Source organism: Micromonospora sp. HK10 (assembly GCF_000982955.1).
Lineage (GTDB): Bacteria > Actinomycetota > Actinomycetes > Mycobacteriales > Micromonosporaceae > Micromonospora.
Genome location: NZ_KQ058873.1, coordinates 1 through 24,951, shown reverse-complemented (window position 1 = coordinate 24,951; position 24,951 = coordinate 1). Strand labels below are relative to the sequence as shown.

20 protein-coding genes are annotated in these 24,951 nt (G+C 72.3%); 8 read left to right on the top strand and 12 right to left on the bottom strand.

The features are described from left to right. Nucleotides 1-46: 46 nt before the first annotated feature. The 4 genes from LQ51_RS24915 to acs all read right to left on the bottom strand — a co-directional run bounded on the left by LQ51_RS24915 (nt 47) and on the right by acs (nt 10,439). Nucleotides 47-2,449, bottom strand: a complete 2,403-nt coding sequence (locus LQ51_RS24915; RefSeq protein ID WP_046569720.1) for an immune inhibitor A domain-containing protein — start codon at nt 2,447-2,449, stop codon at nt 47-49. Between the two features lie 285 nt (nt 2,450-2,734). Then, on the bottom strand, nt 2,735-5,044 hold the full coding sequence (locus tag LQ51_RS24910; RefSeq protein WP_046569717.1) for an immune inhibitor A domain-containing protein: 2,310 nt from the start codon (nt 5,042-5,044) through the stop codon (nt 2,735-2,737). A 378-nt stretch (nt 5,045-5,422) separates the two neighbouring features. Then, nucleotides 5,423-8,206, bottom strand: coding sequence for an immune inhibitor A domain-containing protein (locus LQ51_RS24905; protein ID WP_046569714.1), 2,784 nt, complete (start codon nt 8,204-8,206; stop codon nt 5,423-5,425). 244 nt (nt 8,207-8,450) lie between these two features. Then, a complete protein-coding gene (gene acs, locus LQ51_RS24900; RefSeq protein WP_046569712.1) occupies nt 8,451-10,439 on the bottom strand; it encodes an acetate--CoA ligase in 1,989 nt (662 codons plus the stop codon). Between the two features lie 293 nt (nt 10,440-10,732). Between acs and LQ51_RS24895 the strand changes: the two genes are divergently transcribed. Next, complete coding sequence (locus LQ51_RS24895) at nt 10,733-11,482, top strand: Fic family protein (RefSeq protein ID WP_046569711.1); 750 nt, start codon at nt 10,733-10,735, stop codon at nt 11,480-11,482. A 55-nt stretch (nt 11,483-11,537) separates the two neighbouring features. Here the strand turns inward: LQ51_RS24895 and LQ51_RS24890 are convergent, their stop codons facing one another. From LQ51_RS24890 to wrbA, 5 genes are all read right to left on the bottom strand, one after another. Then, the gene (locus tag LQ51_RS24890) at nt 11,538-12,347 is read right to left on the bottom strand and encodes an HAD family hydrolase (RefSeq protein ID WP_046569710.1); all 810 of its coding nucleotides are present in this window, start codon (nt 12,345-12,347) and stop codon (nt 11,538-11,540) included. Nucleotides 12,348-12,777: 430 nt separating this feature from the next. Continuing rightward, nucleotides 12,778-13,098, bottom strand: coding sequence for a hypothetical protein (locus LQ51_RS24885; protein WP_046569707.1), 321 nt, complete (start codon nt 13,096-13,098; stop codon nt 12,778-12,780). Further along, nucleotides 13,095-14,198 (bottom strand): WXG100 family type VII secretion target, encoded by a 1,104-nt coding sequence (locus LQ51_RS24880; RefSeq protein ID WP_046569705.1) that lies wholly within the window; start codon nt 14,196-14,198, stop codon nt 13,095-13,097. Before LQ51_RS24880 ends, LQ51_RS24885 begins: the two co-directional genes overlap by 4 nt. After that, complete coding sequence (locus LQ51_RS24875) at nt 14,195-14,569, bottom strand: hypothetical protein (RefSeq protein WP_156313217.1); 375 nt, start codon at nt 14,567-14,569, stop codon at nt 14,195-14,197. The genes LQ51_RS24880 and LQ51_RS24875 overlap by 4 nt, the downstream gene beginning before the upstream one ends. Nucleotides 14,570-14,780: 211 nt before the next feature. Continuing rightward, entirely contained in the window at nt 14,781-15,386 is a 606-nt protein-coding gene (gene wrbA, locus LQ51_RS24870) for an NAD(P)H:quinone oxidoreductase (protein WP_046569701.1), read from the bottom strand. A 240-nt stretch (nt 15,387-15,626) separates the two neighbouring features. On the opposite strand from wrbA, the gene ssd reads away from it, so the two are divergent. The 7 genes from ssd (at nt 15,627) to LQ51_RS34300 (ending at nt 21,008) form a co-directional block, all read left to right on the top strand. Beyond that, nucleotides 15,627-16,730 carry a septum site-determining protein Ssd gene (ssd, locus tag LQ51_RS24865; RefSeq protein ID WP_046569700.1) on the top strand — a complete coding sequence of 368 codons (1,104 nt, stop codon included), beginning with the start codon at nt 15,627-15,629 and terminating at the stop codon, nt 16,728-16,730. After that, nucleotides 16,727-18,010, top strand: coding sequence for a TadA family conjugal transfer-associated ATPase (locus LQ51_RS24860; protein WP_046569694.1), 1,284 nt, complete (start codon nt 16,727-16,729; stop codon nt 18,008-18,010). Before ssd ends, LQ51_RS24860 begins: the two co-directional genes overlap by 4 nt. 533 nt (nt 18,011-18,543) lie before the next feature. Then, nucleotides 18,544-19,140: a type II secretion system F family protein gene (locus LQ51_RS32330; protein WP_231605870.1), complete on the top strand. Its 597-nt coding sequence runs from the start codon at nt 18,544-18,546 to the stop codon at nt 19,138-19,140. After that, a complete protein-coding gene (locus tag LQ51_RS24850) occupies nt 19,140-19,898 on the top strand; it encodes a type II secretion system F family protein (protein ID WP_046569693.1) in 759 nt (252 codons plus the stop codon). Before LQ51_RS32330 ends, LQ51_RS24850 begins: the two co-directional genes overlap by 1 nt. A gap of 23 nt (nt 19,899-19,921) precedes the next feature. Beyond that, on the top strand, nt 19,922-20,089 hold the full coding sequence (locus LQ51_RS32325; RefSeq protein ID WP_013283643.1) for a DUF4244 domain-containing protein: 168 nt from the start codon (nt 19,922-19,924) through the stop codon (nt 20,087-20,089). Then, nucleotides 20,086-20,487 carry a TadE family type IV pilus minor pilin gene (locus LQ51_RS24845; protein WP_369799891.1) on the top strand — a complete coding sequence of 134 codons (402 nt, stop codon included), beginning with the start codon at nt 20,086-20,088 and terminating at the stop codon, nt 20,485-20,487. Before LQ51_RS32325 ends, LQ51_RS24845 begins: the two co-directional genes overlap by 4 nt. Before the next feature lie 206 nt (nt 20,488-20,693). Then, complete coding sequence (locus LQ51_RS34300; RefSeq protein ID WP_046569728.1) at nt 20,694-21,008, top strand: Rv3654c family TadE-like protein; 315 nt, start codon at nt 20,694-20,696, stop codon at nt 21,006-21,008. Between the two features lie 104 nt (nt 21,009-21,112). Here the strand turns inward: LQ51_RS34300 and LQ51_RS24835 are convergent, their stop codons facing one another. From LQ51_RS24835 to LQ51_RS24825, 3 genes are all read right to left on the bottom strand, one after another. Further along, entirely contained in the window at nt 21,113-21,691 is a 579-nt protein-coding gene (locus LQ51_RS24835) for an LURP-one-related/scramblase family protein (RefSeq protein WP_046569691.1), read from the bottom strand. A gap of 98 nt (nt 21,692-21,789) precedes the next feature. Next, a complete protein-coding gene (locus LQ51_RS24830; RefSeq protein WP_046569689.1) occupies nt 21,790-21,996 on the bottom strand; it encodes a hypothetical protein in 207 nt (68 codons plus the stop codon). A gap of 412 nt (nt 21,997-22,408) precedes the next feature. Then, on the bottom strand, nt 22,409-24,856 hold the full coding sequence (locus LQ51_RS24825) for a DEAD/DEAH box helicase (RefSeq protein WP_046569726.1): 2,448 nt from the start codon (nt 24,854-24,856) through the stop codon (nt 22,409-22,411). Between the last annotated feature and the right edge of the window lie 95 nt (nt 24,857-24,951).

The following is a 24,951-nucleotide window of genomic DNA, read 5'->3' as shown; positions in this document are numbered from 1 at the left end:
CAGCGGTGCTGCCCGGGCATCGCGGGTGTCGCGTCGGTCGGACCGGTCAGGAGATGCGGATCTTCATCTGGGTGCCGTCCTGCTCCAAGACCTTGATCTTGACGCCGGCGGCCGGGAGCTTGACGCCGTGGTTCGGCAGCTCCGGGTACCAGTACTTCTTGGTGTCGTCGAACAGCGGCTGCGCGTTCTGGCCCCGCACGTACTGCGGCTGGCCGTTGATGTGCAGCGTGAACGAGTCCGCCTTGTTCAGGCTGAACGGCGCGTCGTACACCTGGACGCGGGCTCGCCACGGGGCGCCGGTCAGGTTGTACAGCGGCTCCGGGTGCGCGTCGATGATCATGTTTCGACCCTCGCCCGGGTGCTCGAACGTGTCGTTGTCCGTCCAGCGCAGGTTCCAGTAGGAGACCAGTAGGCCCGTCTGGTACGCGTAGTGGTCCACGTAGTCCGGTCGGGTGTTCGCGTAGCCGAAGTAGTACGGGCCGGTCTTCAGGTACTTGTCGTACGAGACGTACGACCGGTTGCCCGCGATGTAGTAGTTGGCGAACTGCTTGGTGTAGGTCGCCGCCTGGATGCTGAAGCCGTTGAGGGCCCAGGCACCCGCGCCCGCCTCCGCGCCGTCGCTGAACAGGGTCGCCCCGTCGGCGGTCACGGTGATCGCGTCACCGTAGAAGCCACCGGCGGAGAGGCCGCCGTCGGTCTGGTAGCGGAGCCGGAACTGCACGGTCTTGCCGGCCAGCGAGTCGAGCGGGATGGTGACGTCGGCCCACTTGTTGTCGGTGGAGCCGTCCAGGGCAAAGCGTCCGGGCGAGATCTCCTTGAGCGCCTTGCCGTTGGCCGTGCCCGGCAGCGTGGACCAGTTCTGGCCACCGTCGGTGGAGGCCTCGAAGAAGAGGTAGTCGTAGTCCTCTTCGATGTTGTAGCGACCCTTCATGGTGAGCGCGGCGCTGGTCTTCCCGGTGAGGTCGATCGTCCGCGTCATCGTGGTGTTCAGGTCGTCGTCGTTGCCCGAGAACCACTGCTTCGTACCCTCGAACGGCTGGCCGTTGTCGAAGGTGTAGGTGCGCGGGGGCAGCACGACGACCACGCCCTGCGCCTCCTTGCTGTGGTATTCCTGCGGGCCGAGCTTCAGCGTCTTGGTCTGGCCCGCGACGACGGTTTCGTAGTCGAGCCAGCCGAGCTGGAGCTTGTTCCAGGCGCCGAGGTCGCCGCCCCGCTCACCGATGCCACCGTCGTTCTTGTCACCGAGGCGGCTCTGGGCCATCAGGGTCCAGTGCTCGTTGTTGTTGTCGCCGCCGTTGATGTTGTTGTAGTCGTCCGGCAGGCCGAGGTCGTGGCCGAACTCGTGGTAGAAGACGCTACGGCCGCCGTTCTCCGGCTGGACGGTGTAGTCGCCGATCCAGACGCCGGTGTTGCCGATCTGGGTGCCGCCGGCCGGGAAGTTGGCCGGGCCGGTGTTGCCCTGGTCGGACGCGTAGGCGTACCAGCGGTGGCTCCAGATGGCGTCCTCACCCTGGTACGGGTCGCCGTCGGCCTCGTCACCGCCGGCGTGGACGATCTGGAAGTGGTCGATGTAGCCGTCCGGCTCGTTGAAGTTGCCGTCGCCGTCGTAGTCGTACCGGTCCCACTCGTCCATCGACCGGACGTCGGCGGCGATCTGCTCGTCGGTGCGGCCCTGGGCCTTCTGGTCGGCGACCCACTGGTTCGCCGCGTCGCGGACCAGCGCCCAGGTGTTGGTGCAGACGTTCGACGCGCACGGGTAGCCGCCGGAGCGGCCGTACCGCGCCTCGTTGTAGCGCACCTTGACCCAGTTGGTGACCTCACCGTCGACGCTGTACCGGCCCGAGGACTGCGCCTCGTAGTACTGCTTCAGCGACTCGTCACCGGGGGCGGTGCCGAAGTAGAGCTGCCGGTAGTGGTCGGCGTCGAAGTTCGGCTGCCAGACGGTCGAGTTGTCCACCGCCCGGTTGGGCTTGGGGATCTCGTTGTTCCGCGGGCCGTCGAAGCGGGTCGGGCCCGGGGTGTCGGGGTCGGTGTCCTGGTCCGGGTAGGACGGGTGCCGCTCGTCGCCGAACTCGGCGAGGATCACGAAGATCTTGTCGGTCCGCTCGCGCGACAGCTCGACGTACTGGTCCTTGACCGGGCCCTTGCCGGCCTTGGTGCTCTTGGCCTGCTTGCCGGCCGCCGGGCCCTTGGCCGCCTTCTCGCCCACCTTGACGACCGTGCTGCCGTTGATCTTCTGCGGCGCGGCCTTGCCGGAGAGGACCTCGCTCAAGCCCTCCTGGCGCAGTGCCCGACGCTTGCTCTCGAGCGGGTTCGGCAGATCGTGATCAGTCTGCGCGGGCTCGGCGACCGACGGAGCGGCGGCCGGCAGCTTCGGCGCCGGCGCGGCACTGGCGGCCGTGCCTGCCACCAGTCCGGTCGCCGTCAGCGAGAGCCCGAGCAGACCCACTGCGACTTTGCGCACGTGGATACCTCCGGTGTGAGGGAACCGGCCCAACGGGGGTAGGGGCCGGTGGAGACGTCCCACTAGTGGGACCAATGGTGAACATAGACATTCCTGTGACCGGTGGGAAGACAGCTGCGTCGATTTGTAGCAACTTTTTGTTGGGATCGCTCCACACCGTCACATCTCGGCCGGCCGATCTGGCGGGATGACCAGGGCGAATGCCATCGGGGTACGCGAAAGGGGCCGGTGGCGTCGCCGCCACCGGCCCCTCCGGACGTACGCAGCCGATCAGTTGCTGACGTTCACGATCATCAGGTCGTTCGGCTTGAGGCCCTGCCACAGAATCTGGATCTTGGTGCCGGTGCCGGCCACCTTCACCGAGTTCTGCGGGTTGTCAGCGCTCCAGTACCGGTTGACGTTGCTGTCGTTGAAGGCCGGGTTCGGCGCCAGCTTCGGCACCTTCACGGCGACCCCGTTGAGGTGGAACGTCTGCGCCGGCTTCGGGAACCAGCTGAACGTGGCGTCGTAACCGTTACGCCGGTTGGTGATGTTGCCCTGCCCCTTGACGGTGATCGGGCCCGGGCGCACGTCGACCGGCAGGTTCAACCCGTAGCCCGGGTGCTCCGACGTGTTGTTGTCCCCGTACGCGTAGTTCACGTACCAGACCAGCAGGCCGGGCTGGTTCGAGAACCGCTCCACGAAGTTCGGCCGGGTGTTGGCGAACCCGAAGTTGTACCCGCCGGTCCGCAGCGTGTCGTCGTAACCGACGTAGGTCCGGTTCTCGGCGATGTAGAAGCGGGGGTAGCTGGCGGTCACCGAGCCACCCATCCGGGTCCACCCCTTGGCGGTCCACTCCGCGGCCAGGGTCTCCGCGTCGTCGGTCCAGGCCACCGTGCCGTTCTTGGTCAGCGCGATGTTGTCCAGGAACGGGCCGGCCAGGTGCACGCCGCCGTCGGTGGCGTAGCGGTAGCGGAAGGTCACCGTCTTGCCGGCGTACGCCGACAGGTCGTAGCTCAGGTCGACCCAGCTACCGCTGGTGGAGCCGTCGACCCCGGTCTCGCCGGCGTCGATGACGGAGTTGGACAGGGCGGCCCAGGTGGCGCCGCCGTCGGTCGACACCTCGGCGTAGAGGAAGTCGTAGTCCTCCTCGATGTCCCACTGGGCCTTCGCGGTGATCGACGCGGAGGTCGCGCCGGTCAGGTCCAGGGTGCGGGTCAGCGTCGTGTTCAGGTCGTCCGCGCTGCCGCCCCACCACTCGTACGACCCGCCGAACGGCGTGTTGTAGTTCGTGGTCTGGGTCTGGGCGGGCAGGTTCACCACGACCGCCTGAGCGCGCGGTCCGTCGCTGTCGCCGGCCGGGCCCAGGGTCACCACGGTGTTGCCCTTGCCGTACTCGACCGTCGAGTGGTTCAGCCAGCCCAGGTAGAGCTTCGACCACGGGTCCATGTAACCCGGGGTCGAGCCGATGTCGTCGGTGCCGTGGCTGAGCCACGAACCGGAGGACATCAGCGTCCAGAAGCCCGTGCCGTTGTCGCCGCCCGCGGTGTCGTACAGGTCCGGCAGACCGAGGTCGTGACCGTACTCGTGGGCGAAGACCCCGAGACCACCGTTCTCCGGCTCCGTGGTGTAGTCACGGATCCACATCCCGGTGTCGCCGATCTGGACACCACCGGCGAGGTTGCCGGACGGGCCGGCCTTGCCCTCGAGGTTGGGGAACGCGGCCCAGCGGTGCGACCAGATGGCGTCCTCGCCCTGGGCGCCGCCGCCGGCCTCCTCGCCCTCACCGGCGTGCACCGCCTGGAAGTGGTCGATGTAGCCGTCGGGCTCGTTGAAGTTGCCGTCGCCGTCGAAGTCGTACCTGTCCCAGATGTCGAACTGCTTCAGGTAGTCCTTGATCTGCTGGGGCGTCTTGCCGGCCTTGACCTGGGCCTCGTACCAGGAGGTGGCGCTGTCCTTGACGAAGTTCCAGTAGCCGTCGGCCTCGGAGATGGCGTTGCTGCCGTACCGGGCCTCGTTGAACGGGACGGTGACCCAGTCGCTGACGTCGCCGCCCACCGTGTACCGGCCGCCGGACTGCTTCAGGTAGAAGTCCCGGAACGACTCGCCCTCGCCGTAGAACATGTCCATGTAGTGCTCGCGGTGGAAGTCGGAGCGCCACAGGGTGCTGTTGTCGTCGGTGGGGCTGCCGTCCCAGTTGCGGTCCGGCTCGGGGATCTGGTTGACCACCGGGCCGGCGCTGCCGCCGGTACGGGGGTCGGTCTGGTCGCCGAAGTTGACCAGCATGGTGAAGATCGGGTCGACCTTCGCCGGCTGCTGGTACTCGACGAACTTGTCGTTCTTGATCTGGATGACCTTGGAGCCGTTACGCGTCTGGAGCTTGGCCTTGCCGCTGAGCAGCTCGGCGATGGCCTGCTTGCGAAGCTCCTGGTGCTGCTCGGCCACCGGATCCGGCAGGTTGTCCTTGCGGGCCTGCTTGGACTTGTCGGCGCTGGGGGTGTTTGCCGCGGCCGGGGCGGCGGACGCCGGTGCCGTGACGACACCGGCCGCCAGCAGCGCGGCCGCGGCCGAGGCCAGGCCGGCTGTGACTCGTCTCCTCAAAGGTTCCTCCTCCTTTGTGGATCTGTAACACGGCAGCGTCGGCCCAGGCCGGCACTGTCATGAATGCGCCCATCACCTTTGCAGAGCTTTGCATCGTTGTCACGAGTCAATAGGTGACCCGGGCACCTAATTTCTTCCGGCAAATATGGCCGAAACGGCGCACCCCACCGGCGCTGTTCACGTCACGATTTGGCCACGATCATCTGCCGTGATGGGCATTATGAGGGCCCTGAAGGGGGAGCGACCGATTCCACAAAAGCGTCACGCCGGCCACCGGACGGGTGATGCCGGCGGCAACGACGAGGGCCCGCCCGGAGCAGTGCGCTCCGGACGGGCCCCGCCGGGGTGATCCGACCCGCGTGGGCCGGACCGGTCAGCTCACGGTCGCGCCGAGGTCACGTACACGGTCGCGTACGAGTTGTCCTTGGCGGCCCGCTTGATGGTGATCGAGACGCCGTAGGCGACGCCCGCGTCACCGGGGTTGCCGGTGCCCAGCACGGTGGCCCCGACAGGCGTCCCGTAGAGCGACGTCGCCGGCGTGCCGTCCGGGTTGGTGATCCGGGTCGTGTACGGCGCGTTCTGCCGCGACGGCACCACCACGGAGGCGTCCGCGTCGCGGTAGTACAGGCTGCTGCCGCGGATCTCCAGGCCCGGGTACCAGCCCTTGGCGTCGCTGAACGCCGACACCGGGCCCTGCGTGCCGAAGGCGGTGCAGTACTCGCTGTACGGCTCGTCCGCCGCCTCCAGGCACTCGTTGAACGGGTACGTCTTCTGCAGCCCGAAGGCCGCGTTCGACGACTGCGGGCGGCTGGGCAGGTTGTCCTGCAGCGACGGGTCCTTGACCGCCGCCTCGCCCTGCCGGCGCAGCGGGTCGTTGTGCGAGTCGACGATCAGCAGACCACCCTTGGCCCCGTAGCTGGGCAGCGAGGTCAGCTGGGCGGTGGTGTGGTTGACGTCGCCCAACGTGGTGTCCCGGTACCAGACCAGCATGCCCGGCGCGTTGTAGGCGACCTTCTCCACCTTCCAGGCATCGCGCGAGTAGGTGGTGTCGTAGGTGTACTTCAGGCCGTTGTCGAAGCCGTCGAAGTTACGCCACTCGGCCAGGTAGTAGTGCGACTTGACCTGGGTGCCCGAGTCGGTGTGCCAGCCGGCGCCGGTGGTGTCGGTGAAGGTGCCGAGCACCTGGCTCCAACCGTTGGCACCGCCCTCGACGTCGTCGCTCCAGGTGGTGGCGCCGCCACCGGTGACCGAGAAGTCGTCGGCGAACCAGCCCCGCTCCTGGAACGCCTCGTCGGTGGCGTACCGCAGCCGCAGCTGGACCGTCTGGCCGGCGAAGCCGGACAGGTCCACGTAGTCGTGCCGCCAGCCGTTCGTGCTGCCGGTCAGGCCGTACTTCTTGCCGCCGAAGTCGACCATGCGGCCGTTCGGGTCGGCGTAGCCGTCGTTGGTGCTGACCAGCTTGCCGCTGGCGTCGTAGACCTTCTGCTCGGTCCAGGTGTTGCCGCCGTCGGTGGAGACCTCGAGGAAGCCGTAGTCCCAGTCCGCCTCGATGACGTAGTTGTTCCACATCCAGAACTTCGCGTCGGCGGCGTTCGGTACGGTCACCGTCCGGCTCAGCTTGACGTCGGCCCATCCCTGGTCGGCACCGGAGTACCACATGTTGGCGCCGCTGTGCGGCTGGGCCAGCGTGATCACCTTGTCCGGCAGGTTGACCTTGATGCCGTCCTTGGTGCCCACCGGGGTGTTCGAGGTCTGCCCGAGCTGCACCGCGCGGGCGTCGTCACCGGGGTTGATCTCGAGCGGCTCGGCCCAGCCGAGCACCCACTTGTCCCAGATGCCCATGTGGGTGGGGAGCGCCTGGAAGACCTCACCGGAGTGCGAGCCCGAGGCCATCAGGTCCCAGAAGTCGACGTCCGAGTCGGCCGCGCCGGAGGTGTCGTACAGGTCCGGCAGGCCGAGGTCGTGGCCGTACTCGTGGGCGAAGACGCCGACGCCGGAGTCCTCCGGCTGCACGATGTAGTTCGACACCTTGATGTTGGTGCCCGGCACGGTGTAGCCGCCGGTCACCGTCGAGGAGTGCGCCCAGATCGAGTACGAGCCCTGCGCGCCCCCGCCACCGGACTTGTCCTCACCCGCGTGCACGAGCACCAGGTGGTCGATCACGCCGTCCGGCTCGTTGTAGTTGCCGTCGCCGTCGGCGTCGCCCTGGTCCTCGATGTCGTAGTCCGCCCAGGGGAAGTTCGGGTCCATCTTGGCCAGCGTCGCCACCGCGTCGGTGGCGAGCCGGCCGGCGCCCTGCGGGTTGTCCGGGTGGCCGTTCATCGACTGCTCACGGCCCGCGGTCCAGGTGCCGTCCTCGTTCTGGAAGCAACGGGACGCGGCGTACCAGGCCTCCGAGTGCGGCACGGTGATCCACGGGCTGGCCTGCCCGTCCACCGTGTACGCACCCTTGGACATCTCCAGGTACATGTTGTGCATGGTGCGCCCGGAGATGTCGATGCCCGGCTTGCCGTCCGGCCCCTTCAGGTCGGTACGGATCCGCTCGGTGATGCCCTTCTTGCTGTAGAGCATCTTGTCGAAGTGCTCGGGCGAGAAGTCCGGCACCCACATGGAGTTGTTGTCCTTGTGGGGCAGCGAGGCCGGGTTCGGGATGTTGTTGTGCTTCGGGCCGTTCTGGACGGTGCCGAGGACACAGCTCCGGTCCTCGAAGACCGTCTTCGGCACGTACACGTTGGTGAAGTCGTCGTTCGCCTTGTCGTTGAACTCGACCAGCAGGGTCAGCAGCTTGGCCGTCTGGGTGCTCTTGGCCTTCTTGATCTTCCGCGGGCTCTTGCCCGTCTTGATCGACTTGGCCTCGAGCTTGGCCAGCTCGCGCGCCGCCACCGGGTTGCCACCCGCGAACTTCCGGTCGTAGGCCCGCGCCTTGTCGACCGGTGAGGTGTAGATGCCGTCCTTGCCCTTGACCTCCTTGCCCGCCGTGTCCGGCTGCACCTGCGGCTCGGCGTAGTTGATGTAGTACTCGTCCGCGCCGATCGTCCGGCTGAACCCGGACTCCTGGGCGGCCGCGCTGCCGGTCACCGTCAATGACGCGGCGGCGAGGGCGATGGCGGGCAGCGCGACGAGTAGCCGTCGGCGTGACCCGGACTGCGAAAAGGTGTTCATGCCGCTCCTCGTGGGGCATGGGAAAGAGAACCGGCCGGTCGAGCGGGACAGTCATGCCCGTCGAACCGGCCCGGTGTGGCTGAACCTAGATGAGAGACGTCTGCCACTGACAGGGGTGACAGGTTCCTTTGGCCCGTTCAGCCTGCCGGGCCTCCACCGATCCGCCGATGCGTACCCACCGGAAAAGACGACGGCGGGTGACGGTCCGCCCGGACCGTCACCCGCCTGTTCGCTGACCGGCTCGTCAGTCCTCGTCGGACTTCCCGCCGCTCATACCGCTGGAGATCAGCTCCATCACCGAGGAGTCCTGGAGCGTGGTGACGTCGCCGAGCGACCGGTGCTCCGCCACGTCCCGCAGCAGCCGCCGCATGATCTTGCCGGAGCGGGTCTTCGGCAGCTCCGGCACCAGCATGATCTGCCGCGGCTTGGCGATCGGGCCGAGCGTCTTCGCCACGTGGTTGCGCAGCTCGGCGATGAGCTGCTCGCCGGCGTCGCCGGAGGTCTCGGCGTTGCCACGCGGGATGGCGAACGCCACGATCGCCTGGCCGGTGGTCGGGTCGGTCGCCCCGACCACCGCGGCCTCGGCCACCGCCGGGTGGCTGACCAGCGCCGACTCGACCTCGGTGGTGGAGATGTTGTGGCCGGACACCAGCATCACGTCGTCGACCCGGCCGAGCAGCCAGACGTGGCCGTCGTCGTCCTTCTTCGCGCCGTCGCCGGCGAAGTAGACCCACTCGTCACCGCTGTTGGCACCGGCCCCGAAGCGCGACCAGTACGTGTCGAGGAACCGGTTGTCGTCGCCCCAGACGGTACGCAGCATCGACGGCCACGGCTCCTTGAGCACCAGGTAACCGCCGCCCCCGTTCGGCACCGACTGGCCCTGGTCGTCCACCACATCGGCGACGATGCCCGGCAGCGCGGTCATCGCCGAGCCCGGCTTGGCCGCCGTGACCCCCGGCAGCGGGGAGATCATGATGGCCCCGGTCTCGGTCTGCCACCAGGTGTCCACCACCGGCAGCTCGCCCCGGCCGACATGCTGGCGGTACCAGATCCACGCCTCCGGGTTGATCGGCTCACCGACGCTGCCGAGCAGGCGCAGCGAGGAGAGGTCGTACCCGGCCGGGATGTCCTCGCCCCACTTCATCATGGTGCGGATCAGCGTCGGTGCGGTGTACAGGATGGTGACCTGGTACTTGTCGACGATCTCCCAGAACCGGCCCTTGTGCGGGGTGTCCGGGGTGCCCTCGTACATGACCTGGGTGGCGCCGTTGGAGAGCGGGCCGTAGACGATGTAGGAGTGGCCGGTGACCCAGCCGATGTCGGCCGTGCACCAGTAGACGTCGGTCTCCGGCTTCAGGTCGAAGACCGCGTGCGTGGTGTACGACGTCTGGGTGAGGTAGCCGCCGGTGGTGTGCAGGATGCCCTTCGGCCGGGCGGTGGTGCCACTGGTGTAGAGGATGTAGAGCGGGTGCTCGGCGTCGAACGGCTGCGCGTCGTGCTCGGTCGAGGCGGTCTCCACCGTCTCGTGCCACCAGTGGTCCTTCCCCGACCAGGCGACCTCCTCACCGGTGCGGCGGACCACCAGCACGTGCTCCACCGACGGGCACTTCGCCACCGCCTCGTCCACGGTGGGCTTGAGCGCCGACGGCTTGCCCCGGCGGAAGCCGCCGTCCGCGGTGATCACCACCTTGGCGCTGGCGTCCTGGATCCGGTTGGTCAGCGCGTCGGCCGAGAAGCCGCCGAAGACCACGCTGTGCGTCGCGCCGATCCGGGCACAGGCCAGCATGGCGACCGCCGCCTCCGGGATCATCGGCAGGTAGATCGCGACCCGGTCGCCGGCGGTCACGCCCAGGTCGGTCAGCGCGTTCGCCGCCTGGCAGGTGAGCTGGTGCAGGTCGGCGTAGGTGAGGGTGCGGGTGTCCCCGGGCTCACCCTCCCAGTGGATCGCCACCTTGTCGCCCCGGCCGGCCGCCACGTGCCGGTCCAGGCAGTTGTACGCCACGTTGAGCTGGCCGCCCACGAACCACTTCGCGAACGGCGCGTTCGACCAGTCGAGCACCTGGTCCCACTTCTTCGCCCAGGTCAGCCGCTCGGCCTGCCGCTCCCAGAAGGCGAGTCGGTCACCGGCCGCCTCGGCGTACGCCTCGGCCTTGACGTTGGCGTTCGCGGCGAGCTCGGCCGGCGGCGGGAACTGGCGCGTCTCGTTCAGCAAGTTGGCCAATGCCTCGCTCATGCGATGACTCCTTCGTCGCGTGACCTGCGTCTCCTACCCGGGAGAGGTTAGTCGCGGCGCACCCCCGCCGCGACCGCCCGGTCGGCCCCGACGCGCCCAGCGGCCCTCCCACCGCGCCGGGTGGTGTCGCGACCACCCGGCCTGGCGCGGCGCGCTGCGGATTGCGGCAAGCTGTTGCTTCCCGGCGTCGGGTCGCACCGGTTTGCCGCAAGCCGGTGTCAGGCACCGTGGCCCGGGTCGCCTTCCCGCCGGGTGGCGCCCGGTAGGCCCGCCGGGCTGGATAGCGTGGCGGGGTGACCACCGACCCGCTCGCCCCGCTGCTCGCGCTCGCCGACGTCGCGCCCGCCGTCGAGGCCGCCCGCGACCGGGTGGACCAGGCCCACCGGCACCGTGCGCTGCGCCGGCACGGCGGGCAGGTGGCCGCCGAGGTCAGCCTCCGCTCGGCGGTGGCCAGCGCCGCGTTGGAGGGCCGTGGGCACGACCGCGAGGAGGTACGCGCCGGAACGGTCACCGATCCGGTGCTCCAGGGCGCGCTGCGGGTGGCCGGCGCGCTGCCCGGGCTCAGCGACCTCTGGCCCCGGGCGCCCCGCCAGGTCCTCGCCCGGCTGCACGTGCTCGCCGCCCGGGACGTCCTGGCCGAGGCCGAGCTGGGCCGGCCGGTGGCCGACCCGGTGGTCGCCGCCCGCCTCGACGGGCTGGCCGGCCTGGTGGCCGGTGGCACCAAGGTGCCGCCGCTGGTGCTCGCCGCCGTGGTGCACGGCGAACTGCTCAACCTGCGCCCGTTCCCCGGCCCGTCCGGGGTGGTGGCCCGGGCGGCGGCCCGGCTGGTGCTGATCTCGACCGGGTTCGACCCGCGTGGCCTGGTCGCCGTCGACGTCGGGCATCGCGAGCGGGAGCCCGAGTACGTCGGCGCGGCCGGTGCCTTCGCCACCGGCACGCCCGACGGGTTGCGCTCCTGGCTCCGCCACTACATGACCGCCGTGGAGGTCGGCGCGGATCAGATCACCGTGATCGGCGACGAGGTCCTCGCCGCCGCGTCCTGAGCGGGAGGCAGTTGCTTCCCGCAACGCGCTGCTACGAGCCGGCCCTGGAGTGCGGTCAGGCGGTCGGGGTGGTGGCGGCGCGGGTGCGGCGGTGCCGGCCGTACCAGGCGATGCCGATGGCGACCCCGACGCCCACGCCGAGGGCCGCGGCGGCGACCGGGACGGCGGGGCGGTCGCGCAGCCGCCGGCCCAGCGGGACCGGGTGCCGGAACTCCAGCACCGGCCAGGAGTTCTCCACGGCCAGCTTGCGTAGCGCCCGGTCCGGGTTGACCACGGTGGGGTGACCCACGCACTCCAGCAGCGGACGGTCGCTGTACGAGTCGGAGTAGGCGTACGAGTCGGCCAGGTCGTAACCGCGCGCCGTGGCCAGCTCGCTGACGGCGTCGACCTTGCTCGGGCCGGCCGCGTAGAACTCCACCTCGCCGCTGTACCGGCCGTCCTCGACGGCCATCCGGGTGGCGATCACGTCGGTCACGCCGAGCAGCTCGCCGATCGGTCGCACCATCTCCTCGCCGGAGGCGGAGACCAGCACGACGTCCCGGCCGGCGGCCTGATGCTCCTCGATGAGGGCGGCGGCTTCGGCGTACACGTAGGGGTTGATCAGCTCGTGCAGCGTCTCGGCGACGATCTGCCGAACCTGGTTCACCTGCCAGCCCTTGCAGAGCGCGGCGAGGTAGTCCCGGGTGCGGGCCATGGTCTGCTCGTCGGTGCCGCCCAGCCGGAACATCAGCTGGGCGTACGCCGACTTGACGACGTCACGCCGGGTGATCAGCCCGTCCCGGTAGAAGGGCCGGCCGAACGCCAGAGCGCTCGACTTGGCGATGACGGTCTTGTCGAGATCGAAGAAAGCGGCGCTTCGGCCCACGGCGCGAAAGTCTAGCCGTACGACCGGCGTTCGGCGGGTGCCCGGGGACTCCCGAAGGTGAGGATCTATCGCCACTCTGTGCATAGAGTGACCGCAGTCACACTATCTGGACATGAATTAGCGGTGGGTGGACCGAACACCACTCGACGTATAAGGGGTTGCTGCGGCATGCTAGTCCGCGACGAGATTTCACTTCTCGTCGCGGCGAGGCCCTCGGCGGTTGCACCCCCCGTAACCGCTGAGTTGGTTCGGCTCGACCCCCCCGGAGCCGAACCTCCGACGACCCCCGTCTCCCCCCGACGGGGGTCGTCCCTATCTGGGAGCGCTACCCGGCAGCGCTCACCGCACTGGTCGGGACCGGGGCGAACGGAGCACACCGGACGACGGGTCGAGAACCTGGAAGCGGGGGGGCGGCAGCGGGGCGCCCGGGTCAGTCGCCCGACCGGACATCGGGCGCACCGGACCGATCCGCAGCGTCCAGGTCGTCGCCGTAGGCGGTGGCTTCGAGCTCCTGACGTTCTTCCGGGTCCAGCTGGCTGTAGTAGGCCCAGAAGCTGCCGAAGGCTTCGCCGACCGCGCCACCGTACGTGCTGGTGAGGCCGGCGGTCCGGAGCGGCATGTCGCCCTTGAGGATGCCGTGCGCCAGCTCGCGGAGTTCCGGTTGTGGACTGTCGGCAAGCCGGTGGAGGCTGTCCCGCAGGGCCTTGAGTCGTCGCGGGTCGTTGCCGGCGATGTCGGCGATGTCGCTCATCGGGCAGCACCGGCCCCGACCAGGGGATGGTCATAGCCGTTGCTGCCGGGCAACGCGGGCAGCTTGACGGATTCGAGGTCACTGAGCCGGTGCGTCAGCGCGGACCGGAACGCGAGGACGGCGGCGCTGGCGTGCTGGTAGAGCTGGGTGGCCTGGCCCCACAGCCGGAGCATGTTGGCGACTTCCACGGCGGCCACGCCGTACCCGACGATGGCGCCGACGCCGGTGGCGGCGGTGACGGTCCCGGCGGCGGCGGAGATGCCGGCGATGATGGCCGCGTCGATGAGGCCCTTGATGATGCCGCCGATCGATTCGCCGATCGACCAGACGGAGTCCGCCATGGTCTTGTACTCGTTGCCGATGTCGTTGAGCGGTCCCCCCAGGGCGGCGGTGGCGCCGGCCAGCTGGGTGAAGTAGCTGTGCGCGGCGTCTCCCGCCTGGCCCTGCCACGTCTGGTGCAGCGTCGCGGCGCCAGTCTGGACGTTGAGGGCCAGGTCGTGCAGGGCGTTGCCGGCGTTGGCGAGCACGGGCTGCATGGTGGCGAGGGCTTCCCAGTTGCCGAACAGGCGTTCCTGGAGCCAGGAGACCGGGTCGAAGCCGAAGACGGCGTCGAAGCCTTTCATGGCCCAGGACGCCGGGCTGATGTAGTCCATCCAGCCGAGGGCGTTCGGGGGTGAGTCGGGCTCCGGGGGCGGGGTGAGACTGCCGGTCACATCGCGCAGGTCGACGAAGGGCGGTGGGGGACAGGTGAGGGTGGTGAGTTCCTGCTCCAGTGCGGTCGGCGGCTGGCAGGGGACCGCACCCGGCAGGGTGCGGTCCAGCTCGGACGCCGCCCCGAGGTCGGTCTTCCGGTAATAGCCGGCGGCGGCCGACAACTCCGGGCCGGAGGCGTCGAGCAGGATGGTCAACCGCTTCATCGTGTCCGCGATGACGGTGCTGGCGTGCCGGTGACCGTCGGCGGCGATGGCGATCAGCTCGCCGCCGCTGGCCTCTTTCGTGTGGTTGGCGATGTAGCCCGAGATGGCGGTCGCGTCGCCGCTCGCGCGGTCCACCTGACGGGCGTAATTGACCAGCGCCGCTGGTTCGACGTGGAAGCTCATGAGGCGAGCACCGTGCCGACGAGAACCAGACCGGCCAGCCCGAGCAGCACGAGGGCGCTCGACGCCAGCAGCAGTCTGACCGCCAGTTTGTGCTGGTGGCGGGCCGGATAGTAGGCGGCCCCGACCAGGCCGCCGAGGACAAGGACGAGCATCGGGACGAGTCGCCGCCCGTCCGCCTCGCCGATGACCATGGCGAACACGCCGACGAAACCGAAGAAGATGGCCACGTTGGCGATGGCGTTCCGGAGGTTGGCGTACGCCGTGACCTGCAGGTCGGCGACCGCACCCCGGATGTCCTGTTCGGCCTGCGCTCGCTCCTCTGGAGACATGGACCTGTGCGGCTTCCGCCGGCTCTTGTTACTCCCCGTCACGGCAGCGACGATAGCAACATCAGCCGGTACGGACTGTCCCCGCGACTCGTGCACCAGGGCGGCCCGGGAGGCCCTCTTCGGCGGCGATGCCCGGCCGGCATTCCTGAGTCGCGGCCCGGCCATCGGGAGCCCGGAACGCGGCCCCCCACGACCCGATCGCCGCCGGGTGCCCGGCTCGCGCGGTGGCGGCCCGGGCACCCGGCGGGGCAGGTCAGGCGTTGAGCTTGCCGGCGATCCGGACGACCCGCTCGGCCATGTGGTCGAGGGCGGCGAACTGCGCGTCGCCCAGCGGCGCGTCGTTGCTTCCGCCGGTGACGTGCGAGACGCCGTACGGGTTGCCGTCGGCGAACTTCAGCGGGTCGGTGTAGCCCGGAGCGACGACGAGGCCGCCGAAGTGGTGGATCGTGTTGTAGAGCGCGAGCAGCGTGGACTCCTGGCCGCCGTGGGCGGTCATGGACGCGGTGAAGCCCGCGTACACCTTGTCGGCCAGCAGGCCCTGCGCCCACTGCGGGCCGAGGGTGTCGATGAACTGCTTGAGCTGGCTGGCCACGTTGCCGTAGCGGGTGGGCGTGCCGAACAGCACCGCGTCGGCCCAGACGATGTCGTCGGCGGTGGCTTTCGGCTCGTTCCGGGTGGCGTCGAAGTGCTGGCTCCAGGCGGCGTTGGCGGCGATGGCCTCCTCGGGGGCGAGCTCCGGAACCTGGCGCAGCCGCACCTCGGCGCCGGCCTTTTCGCCGGCCTCGGCGAGTCGCTTGGCCATCGCGTGGATCGTGCCGGTGGAGGAGTAGTAGATGACGGCGAGCTTGGTCGGTGCCATCGGGGCGTCCCTTCGGAAAGATAGTTGCTAGCGATAAATTTGCTCTGTCAACAATCAGTGTAACCCCTGGTCGGGCCGGCGTTCATCAGGGGCCGACCACCCATAGCAGATCCACTCCGTCGGTGGCGGGCCGTCCACAGCCGCTCCCGTCGTCCACAGGCGCGGGCGGCGCGACGGCAGCCCGCCGCCCGGCCCGCCAGGCTTCCCCCAGCACCCGAGCCCGACCGCTGGAGGCCGCCCATGCCGCCCCGTACCCCGCTTCCGCCGCACCGCCGTCTTCCCCTGCTCGTCACCGCCGACGATGACCTCCTCGACGAACTGCTCCGGCTCGCCGCAGCGGGCGGCACGGAGGTCGAGCTGGCCGCCGACCCGGCCGGTGCCCGGGCCCGGTGGACCCCGGCCCCGCTGGTGCTCGTCGGTGCCGACCAGGCCCAGGCCTGCCTGCGGGCCCGCCTGCCGCGGCGACCCCGGACCGTGCTGGTCGGCCGCTCCGGCCACCTCGATCCGGGTACGCAGATCGCCGAGCTGATCGGCGCCGAGCACGTCGCCACCCTGCCGGCCGCCGAGCCCTGGCTGGTCGACCGGTTCGCCGAGTGCGCCACCGACCCGTCCGACAGCGGGCTCGCCCGGGTGGTGGCGGTCATCGGCGGCCGGGGCGGCGCCGGCGCCAGCGTGCTCGCCGGTGGCCTCGCGATCACCGCGGCCCGGGCCCGGCGGCGCACCCTCCTGGTGGACGCCGACCCGCTCGGCGGCGGCCTCGACCTGGTGCTCGGCTGGGAGCAACTGGAAGGGCTGCGCTGGCCCAGCCTCACCGGCACCGACGGCCGGGTCGACCCGCCGTCACTGGTCCGCGCCCTGCCGAGCCGGGGTGACCTCGTCGTCGTCTCCTGGGATCGGGGCGACCTGCTGTCCCTGCCCGCCGAGGCGATGGCCGCCACCATCGACGCCGGCCGCCGGGGTCGCGACGTGGTGGTGCTCGACCTGCCCCGGCACCTGGACGACGCGGCGGTCGTCGCGTTGCAGTCGGCGGACCGCGCCCTGGTGGTCGTACCCGCCGAGCTGCGGGCCACCGCGGCCGCCGCCCGGGTGGTCGCCGAGGCGGCCCCGCACTGCGCCGCGCTCTCCGTGGTGGTGCGGGGTCCCGCCCCCGGCCGGCTCAAGGCCACCGAGGTGGCCCGGGCGCTCGGCCTGCCCCTGGCCGGCACGCTCCGCCCGGAGCCGGGACTGTGCCGCGGGCTCGAACGCGGCGAGGCGCCGGCCGCCGCCGGCAAGGGCCCGCTCGCCGTGCTCTGCCAACGCCTCCTCGGCGAGCTGACCGGGTCGCCCGTGACGGGAGCGGCGTGACCGGCCCGGCCGACTCCGGGGAGCTGGCGGTCCGGGTGCGGCACCGCTTCGCCGCCGCGGCCACCCCGGTCACCCCCGCCGCGATCGTCACCGCCGTACGCGCCGAGTCGGGTGCCGCCGTGCTCGGCGACACCGCCCTGCTGCGCATCGCCGACCGGGTGCACGACGACCTCGTCGGAGCCGGGCCGCTCGCCCCGCTGCTCACCGACCCGCAGGTCACCGACGTCCTGGTGAACGGCACCCGGGTGTGGGTCGACCGCGGGCGAGGGCTGCACCAGGTGGCCGTGCCGCTCGGCACCGTCGACGACGTACGCCGGCTGGCCCAGCGGCTGGTGGCTGCCGCCGGACGGCGGCTCGACGACGGTTCCCCGTACGCCGACGCCCGGCTGCCCGACGGCACCCGGCTGCACGCGGTGCTGCCGCCGGTCGCGACCGACGGGCCCTACCTGTCCCTGCGTACCTTCCGGCAGCGACCGTTCAGCCTCGACGAACTGGTCGACCGGGGCACCGTGCCGCGCCCGGTGGCGCCGGTGCTCGCCGCCCTCGTGGCGGCCCGGCTGGCGTACCTGGTCACCGGCGGCACCGGATCCGGCAAGACCACCCTGCTCAACACGCTGCTGGGGCTGGTTCCCGGCACCGAGCGGATCGTCCTCGTCGAGGACGCCGCCGAGCTGCGCCCGGTCCACCCGCACGTGATCGGTCTGCAGGCGCGTACGTCGAACGTGGAGGGTGCCGGCGCGGTGGGTCTGAGCGACCTGGTCCGGCAGGCGCTCCGGATGCGGCCGGACCGGCTGGTGGTGGGCGAGTGCCGGGGCGCGGAGGTGGTCGACCTGCTCGCCGCCCTGAACACCGGCCATGACGGCGGCGCGGGGACACTGCACGCCAACACCCCGACCGACGTCCCGGCCCGGCTCGAAGCGCTCGGGCTGCTCGGCGGCCTGCCTAGGGCCGCCCTGCACGCCCAGGTCACCGCGGCCCTTCAGGTGCTCCTCCACCTGCGCCGCACCACCCAGGGGCGGGTGCTCGAGTCGATCGGCCTGTTGCTTCCCGAAGGCCCGGACCGGCTCGCCACGGTGGTCCCCGCCTGGTTACGCGGACGCGGCCTCGGCCTCGCCGCCCGGCCGCTCGGCGCGCTGCTGCGGGAGCGCGGCGTCGCGGTGCCGCCCCTGCTCGGTGCGGCCTGGCCCGGCCCGGCAGGCCCGGCAGGTCCGGCAGGCCCGGCGGGCCCGGCAAGCCCGGCGGGCCCGGCGGGCCCCGCAGCCCCGGCAGGCCCGGCGTGACCGGGATGGCCTGGCTGGTGACCGCGTTCCTGATCGGCGCCGCAGCGATCGTCGCCTGGCCGGTACGCACCGCCCGGGCCCGCCGCCGCGCCGTCCTCGCCCCCTCGTACCGGCCCGGGACGGGCCGGACGGCCCCACTGCTCCGCGCCCGGCCGCCGGCCGTTCCCCGCGTCCCGGCCGTCATGTCCACGCCGGACCGGCCGCCGGCCGGCCGGCCACCGAACCGGCGAGACCCGGGGCACCCGGTCGCCGCGCTCCGGCCGGCGCCCGGGCCGGGCCGGTCGTGGACCGCGCGTGATCTGGCCGGTGCCCCGTTGTCGCACGGCTGGATGGGCGCGCCGGCCGTCGGGCGGGCCCCGGCGTTCCGGTCCAGCGCACACCCGGGGGACCGCGCAGGTTGGCCGGCCGTGGGCATCCGGCGGGACGAGCGGAGCGGTGACGTCCCGCGCGCCTCGGCGTCGGGCGCCGGTCCCGACGGAGCCGGCTGGGCGGCAACGAGCGCGGCCACTGCCAGGTGGTGCATGCCGGACCGGGTGGCTGCCCTTCCCGCCCGGCCGGTCCTGCTGGTGGTGGCCCTGCTGGGCGGGACGACCGGCACGGTGCTCGGCGGCCCGGTGGGCGCGGTGGTGCTGGCCGCCTACGCCGTCCTGGGCGCCCGGGCCGTCCGGCGCCGGCATGCCGGAGCGGCGGCCGACCGGGCCCGACGGGGTGAGCTGGACCGGCTCTGCGCCCTCGCCGCCGACCTGCGGGCCGGCCTGCCGGCGGCGTTCGAGCCGCCCGACGGTCCGACCCGGCTGGCCAGTCTGGGGCGGGCCGCCGTGCGGCTGGCCGACCGCACCGGGGCGCCCCTGGCCGAGCTGCTCGAACGGGTCGAGGCGGATGCCCGCGCCACCGACCGTGGCCTGGCCGCGGCCGACGCCCAGGCGGCCGGCGCCCGCGCCACGGCCTGGCTGCTCGCCGCGCTGCCGCTGGGTGGCATCGGGCTCGGCTACGCCATCGGCGTCGACCCCGTGGACGTGCTGCTGCACAGCGCGATCGGCGGCGGCAGCGCGCTCGCCGCCGTCGCCCTCCAGATCGGTGGGTTGCTCTGGGCGGAACGCCTCGGCGCGGCCTCCGGGCGGGCAGCCTGATGTCGGGCCGGGCGGTGGCCGCCGGCTGCCTCGCCGGAGCGGCGTTGCTCCTGGTCGTGCCGGGCCCGGTGACCGGACCGGGACGGCGGCTGCGCCGACTGGCACCACGGATGGGGCACGGGTGGCGGTCCGGTTCGACGGGCGGGCGGCCTCGGCCGGGGTGGTGGCCGGATGCGATCCGGCTCGCCTCCGTGGCGGCCGGCGTGGCGGCCCTCGTGCTGGTCGGCGGTGGGCCCGGGCTGGTCGCCGGGGCGCTGACGGTCGTGCTCGCCGACCGGCTGCTCCGGCGGGTCGAGCCACCCGCCGTGCGGGACCGCCGCCGGCGCGAGGCGGCGGAGCTTCCGTTGGCCGCCGACCTGCTCGCGGCCGCGCTGCGAGCCGGGGCCCCGGTCGACCGGTCGGTGCTGGCGGTCGCCGAGGCGCTCGGCGGCCCGCTCGCGGACCGGCTCGGCCGGGTGGGCCGGACGTTGGAGTTGGGCGGCACGGCGGCCGAGGCGTGGCACCACCTCGGCCCGGTGGCCGGGGCCGACCGGCTGGTGGCCGCCGCGATCCGCTCGGCCGACAGCGGCGCCGCACTGGCCGGCGCGCTCGTCCGACTCGCCGACGATCTGCGGGCAGACCGGTCGACGGCGGCCGAGGCGGCGGCCCGCCGGGCCGGGGTCCTCATCGTGCTGCCGCTGGGGCTCTGCTTCCTGCCCGCCTTCATACTCGCCGGTCTGGTGCCGGTGATCGTCGCCGTCCTCGGCGACGTGCTGTGATCCCCTGAGACAAGGAGTACGACATGCGGAAACTCCTCACCCGCCTGCGCGGTGACGCCGGGATGAACACCGCCGAGTACGCCGTCGGCACCCTCGCCGCGGTGGCCTTCGCCGGCATCCTGCTGAAGGTGCTCACCTCCGGCAACGTGCAGTCCGCCCTCACCGCCGTCATCGACCGGGCGTTGAAGTGACGGAACGCCGGTGGGCCGGAACCGTCCGCCATGGACGGCAGGCCCGGTTCGACGCGGAGCGGGGCTCCTTCACCGCCGAGATGGCGGCCGGCCTGCCGGCGCTCCTGCTGCTGCTCCTCACCGGCCTCACCGCGGTCGACGCGGTGACCACACGGGCCGGCTGCCTCGACGCGGCCCGGGAGGCGGCGCTCGCCGCCTCCCGGGGCGAGTCCGGCGCGGCCGCCGGAGCGCGGCACGCCCCCTCCGGCGCCGAGGTCTCGGTCACCGTCTCGGGCGAGCAGGTCACCGCCACGGTCCGCGCCCCGGTCCGGGCGCTCGGCGCGCGCCTGCCCCGGCTCGCCGTCTCGGCCACTGCGGTGGCGGTCGTCGAACCCGGCACCCCAGGGCCGCGACCGTGACGGATGGGGTCGTCTGGTCGGGCTCACGGCGCCCGGCCGGGCGCGACCGGGCGGCGACCGTGACGGATGGGGTCGTCTGGTCGGGCTCACGTCGCCCGGCCGGGCGCGACCGGGCGGCGACCGGGACGGATGGAGTCGTCTGGTCGGGCTCGCGCCGACCGGCCCGGCGCGACCGGGCCGCGGAGCGGGGTGGGGCGACCCTCTGCCTGCTCGCGGTCGGGTTGGTCTTCGTGCTGGTCGGGCTCTTCGGCGCGGCGGTCGGTGCCGCCCGGCTGGCGCGCCAGCAGGCCCGTGTCGCGGCGGACTTCGGCGCGCTGGCGGGCGCCGGCCAGGTGCTGGACGGGGACGTCGCGGCGTGCGCCCGGGCCGGCGAGGTGACCAGGGCCAACGGCGGGCGACTGGTGGCCTGCCGGCTCGACGGGCTCGACGTCCTGATCACGGCACAGGTCGAGGTTTCTCCGCTGCCCGGGTTGCGCCGCACCGCCACGGTCACCGCCCGGGCCGGCCCGGTCCGCGGCTGACCCGCGGGGTCAGGGCTGGACAATGCTGAACGTCCGCCCCGACCCCGTCACGTGACGTCGGCTCGGGTTCACCGACGGGCCGCCGGGGAATCCTGCCGGACGGGTCAGCGGCCCTGAAGGGCGTCCAGGCCGATGGCCATCGCGATCACCAGGCGCCGGTCGATGTGCGGGCTCTGGATCTCCACCACGTAGCGGTCACGCAGGCCCCACTTCTTGACGACCGAGAACACCGGCTGGCCGCCCGCGACGAAGTCGAAGTGGTACGGCAGCCAGGAGAGCGAGTCGACGAACCGCCGCAGCAGCGCCACCGGCATGCTGCGCTCCTGCCCGGTGACCTGCGGCAGGCCGGCCTGCTCGACGTGCCACGTCGACCGCAGCAGCGACTGGGCGAAGTCCTTGCGAAACAGGCCGATCGGGGTGCCGGCGTGGTCGGTCACGTCGTACGTGGCGCCGAGGTCGAGCCGCTGGCGGGCCTTGAAGCCGAGCAGCGGGTACTGCTTGGAGTCATCGGTGTAGATGGTCACCTGCTCCTTGAACGCGAGCCGCTTCTGCTGCGCGAACGCGAGCATCGGGCCCTCGGTGCCGTCCGGAGCGACCGCGCGGACCTCGTACTGGTTGACCATCATCCGGATCCGCTGCCGGATGAAGAACTGGTGCTGGGCCTGCAGGCTGTCGAGCTGCATGGGATCTCCTTAGAGGGGCGAACGCCGGAGTCTCGCACAGCCTGGCTCTCGACGTCCGCCCCGCCACGCCACCGGTCCGCGCGGCTGGCCGGCCGCTCTCAGCGGACGCCGTCGACCGTGGCCTTCATCGCCCAGGCGTTCAACACCTGGTGGATGCCGCGCAGACGCTCGTTGATCTGTTCCAGGCGTTCCGCCTGGGCCAGGTGGGCCATCGCGCTGGCCAGGGCGATCTGCTGATCGGCGGTGAGGTGCTCCTGGTCGATCGTGTAGAGCAGGTCGACGGTCTCGGCGATGGTGTCGGCCATGGCATCTCCTCCGGCGGGGAAGAATTTCAGCTCGGTCGGGGAGCGCCCAGCACGGCCAGGAAGCCATGGAAGCGCTCCCATACGTCAATGCCCACCCGATCACCCGCTCAACCACGCATCCCACCACCCAGACGCCGGCCACCCGGACGACCCGGCCACCCGGACGACCCGGCCACCCGGACGACCCGGCCACCCGGACGACCTGGCCCCCGGACGACCTGGGCACCCAGACGACCTGGCCCACCGGGACGACCTGCCCCGGATGACCCGGCCCCCCGGGACGACCTGACCCCCCGGATGACCCGACCACCCAGACCGCCGGGGCCCGACGGACCCCCACCACGCGGCGGGCGGCGGGCTCAGACCACTCGCGCACCCGGGGCTGGCCCATGACACCGGGCACCGAGCCGGCTCACTCGGGCGTCGTGCGCTCGGTCACCCGTTCATCCTGCCGAGGAAGCAACCGACCAGCACCGACGCCGGCCGATGCCCCACCGCTCAAGTCGCCCGTCCCGCGGGCCGGGACCGTCGCGCCGTCCGCAGCGGCCTTGGCCAGGTTGGCCAGGACCACGTCGAGGACCTTGACGGCATCCGGCTTGGAGAGCGGGTTGTTGCCGTTGCCGCACTTCGGGGACTGGACGCAGGAGGGGCACCCCGACTCGCAGCCACACTCGGCGATGGCGTCGCGGGTGGCCCGCAGCCATCCCGCCGCCGTCGCGTACGCCCGCTCGGCGAAGCCGGCGCCGCCGGGGTGGCCGTCGTACACGAAGACGGTAGGGGCCTCGGTGTCCGGGTGCAGGGCGGTGGAGAGGCCGCCGATGTCCCAGCGGTCGCAGGTCGCCATCAGCGGCAGCAGGCCGATCCCCGCGTGCTCGGCGGCGTGCAACGCGCCCGGGATGTCGGCCGCCTCGACGCCGGCGAGCGCCAGCGACTCCGGGGAGAGGGTGAACCACACCGCGACGGTGCGCAGTTCCCGCGCCGGCAGGTCCAGCGGCCGGGTGTCGATCACTTCGCCGGTGGCGATCCGCCGCCGCTGGTACGACACCACCTGGCTGGTCACGTCCACCTCGCCGAGGAAGAGCCCGACCGGGCCGGCGTCCACGTACGACCGGACGGACACCACCGACAGCGAGGTGACGTCCCGGGCGTGGGTGGACCAGTCCGGCTCCTCGGCGTGCACCAGCGCGCACCCGTCGGCCAGGTCGAGCGAGTCGACCACGTACGAGACGCCCTGGTGCAGGTAGACCGCGCCGCTGTGGAGCAGGAAGTGTGCGGAGCCGCCGTCGACGGTGCCGAGCAGCCGCCCGGTGGACTCCTCGACCACGCAGACCGGGGCCCCACCCTCACCGCGCAGGTCGACCTCGGGCCGTTCCCGGTGCCGCCAGTACCAGCCGGTGGGGCGCTGGCGCAGGGCGCCCGTCTCGACCAGCGAGTCGACCGCCTCCTTCGCGCCCTCGCCGAAGAGTTCCAGGTCGGCGGGGGTGAGTGGGGCCTCGTGCGCGGCGCAGGCCAGTTGCGGGGCGAGCACGTACGGGTTGGCCGGGTCGAGCACGGTCGCCTCGACGGGCCGCCCGAACAGCGCCTCCGGATGGTGCACCAGGTAGGTGTCGAGCGGGTCGTCGCGGGCCACCAGCACCGCGAGGGCCTCGTCGCCGGAGCGGCCGGCCCGACCCGCCTGCTGCCACAGCGACGCCCGGGTGCCCGGCCAGCCGCAGATCAGCACGGCGTCCAGCCCGACCAGGTCGACGCCGAGTTCGAGGGCGTTGGTGGAGGCGAGCCCGAGCAGGTCGCCGTGGAGCAGCGCGCGTTCCAACTCGCGCCGCTCCTCGCGCAGGTAGCCGGCCCGGTAGGCGGCCACCCGGTCACCGAGCCCGGGCACCGCCTCGTCGAGCGCCCGCCGCGCGTTGGCGGCGACCACCTCGGCGCCGCGGCGGGACCGGACGAAGGCGAGCGTGCGTACCCCCTCGATGACGCTGTCGGTCAGCAGGTCGGCGGTCTCCCGCAGCGCCGACCGCCGCACCTGGCGAAGGTCGGCCTCCGGGGACGAGGCGTCGGAGGAAGGCAGCAGCGGCGGCTCCCAGAGCGCGAAGGTCACCCCGCCGCGCGGCGAGGTGTCCTCGGTGACGGCCGCGACGGGCAGGCCGGTGAGCCGCCCGGCCGCCGTCGCCGGGTCGCCCGACGTGGCCGAGGCCAGCACGAAAACCGGGGTGCTGCGCGGTCCGGCGAGCCCTTGGCCGGGGGTACGCCCGTAGCGGGCGCACTGCCGGCGCAGCCGCCGCAGCACGTGCGCCACGTGCGAGCCGAACACGCCGCGGTAGGTGTGGCACTCGTCGACCACCACGTAGGCGAGCCGGCGCAGGAAGCCCGACCAGTGCGCGTGCCCGGGCAGGATGCCGTGGTGCAGCATGTCGGGGTTGGTCAGCACGAACCGGGAGTGCCGGCGGATCCATTCGCGTTCGGCGCGCGGGGTGTCCCCGTCGTAGGTGGCGGGGCGTACCCCGTCGAGCTCCAGGGCGGCGACGGCGCGCAGCTGGTCGGCGGCGAGCGCCTTGGTCGGCGCCAGGTAGAGCACCGTGGCGCGCGGGTCGGCGAGCAGCGTGGCCAGCGCCGGCAGCTGGTACGCCAGGGACTTGCCGGACGCCGTCCCGGTGGCCACCACGACGTGCCGGCCCGCGTACGCCAGCTCGGCGGCCTCGGCCTGGTGCCGCCACGGGGCGACCACGCCGCGCCCGGCGAACGCCGCCCGCAGCTCCGTCGGCGCCCAGTCGGGCCATGGCGCGGGCTCGCCGGCGCGGGCCGGCACCCGTTCGACGTGGGTGACCGGGTCGGTGGCGTGCCGGAGCCGCAGCCGGCGCAGCAGCTCGGCCGGTGGGCGGCCGGCGCCGGCACGCCCCGGCCCGGGGGCGGTGGACGACGCCCCCTGGCCGGCGACCGGCGGCGTGGGGACGGTGGACG